This window comes from Alkalibacterium psychrotolerans, assembly GCF_054784355.1.
The window spans coordinates 1-1,383 of record NZ_BAAGPH010000079.1; the positions used below are offsets into that span (position 1 = coordinate 1).

Annotated in this window: 1 protein-coding gene; it reads left to right on the forward strand. The window is 35.6% G+C overall.

The annotated features are described in order from the left end of the window. Window positions 1–102: 102 nt before the first annotated feature. Window positions 103–1,209, forward strand: a complete 1,107-nt coding sequence (locus ACYVLS_RS08970; RefSeq protein WP_460323724.1) for an IS4 family transposase — start codon at window positions 103–105, stop codon at window positions 1,207–1,209. The last annotated feature ends 174 nt before the right edge of the window (window positions 1,210–1,383 follow it).

The following is a 1,383-nucleotide window of genomic DNA, read 5'->3' on the forward strand; positions in this document are numbered from 1 at the left end:
CACTAGTGTTGCATTAAAATATTAAACTGTTCCATGACATTAAAAAATCCTTTATACTAGTACTTGGATGACTTATCCAAGACCAATACAAAGGATCTACGCATGGATAAGTATAAAACAAAAATGACCATAAATAAATGGTTTTCGTATGTTAAGTTAGAACAATTAAGCTCTGATTCTCGTCAAGCCATTGAACAATTTGATCGTTACGCAAAGAAATTGACATTTATGAAAGCCATAAAGCTCTTTTTGTATGCCATCAATGATGAAACGGAAAGTTTACGACACTTAAATCAGCAACTTGTCAATCCGAATTTAAAAAAAGTGATGGGGATAGACTCTATCAGTTACTCTCAGCTTTCTCGTGCTCTACGAGCACTTGAACCAAGTGTATTACTGGAAATTTTTAATCATTTACTTTCTCTCGTGCATAAAAAGACGGAGATAAAATCGAAAGAAAAACTCTATCTCATTGATTCCTCAACTTTTTCATTTAGCAAAAATTCCTATCCGTGGGCACATTTTCGACCGACAAAAGCGGGAATAAAGTTACATTTAAAAGTCTGCTTTATGAATGAAAGTTGGGTGCACCCTGAACAGTTTGAAGTATCTACAGCTTCTGAACATGATCATGAGCACTTAGATGTCTTTATTAATCAGCCACTGGCTACATATGTTTTTGATCGTGGGTACCTTGATTTCGCTCAATTTGATCAAATGCATTGGGATGGATATTTCTTTGTTTCTCGAATTAAGAAAAATACGAAGGTACATGTGCAAGCCCATCTAGCCGTTCCTAAAGGAACGGGTATTATCAGTGATCAATTGGTTCAATTGGGGAGTCAAGTTTACTTGACGAGTCTCTTTCGGCTTGTGACGATAGAAAGAAAGCAGCAGGCCAATCTAAGGATTATCACCAACCGCATGGATGTATCAGCTGAAGAGATTAGCAAAATGTATCAATCACGGTGGCAGATCGAATTATTTTTCAAGCATGTCAAGCAACACATGACAATTAAAAACTACTTTTCAAAGTCAGAAAAAGGTGTAGAAAATCAAGTCATACTGGCACTGATTGTCTACTTACTGACCTTACTCATCAAGCTTGAATTGGACTTAAAACAAACAGTTTTCCATATTTTAAGACATTTGCGAGCGTTACAGTATGAACCGTTCGCATTATTTAAGGAAATAGTTGAACCAGACTAAGTGAAAGAAGTCGCAAATCGGTTTATCCCCAACTGAATAAGTCAAAAAAATTCTGGAAAAAGTCATCCGCTGCGCCAGCATTTGACTTTTTTGAAATTTTTAACGAAAACTCATTGTGATTTAATTAACAATAGACAAGCATCGATAATTTTCAGTTTAATGCAACACTAGTGA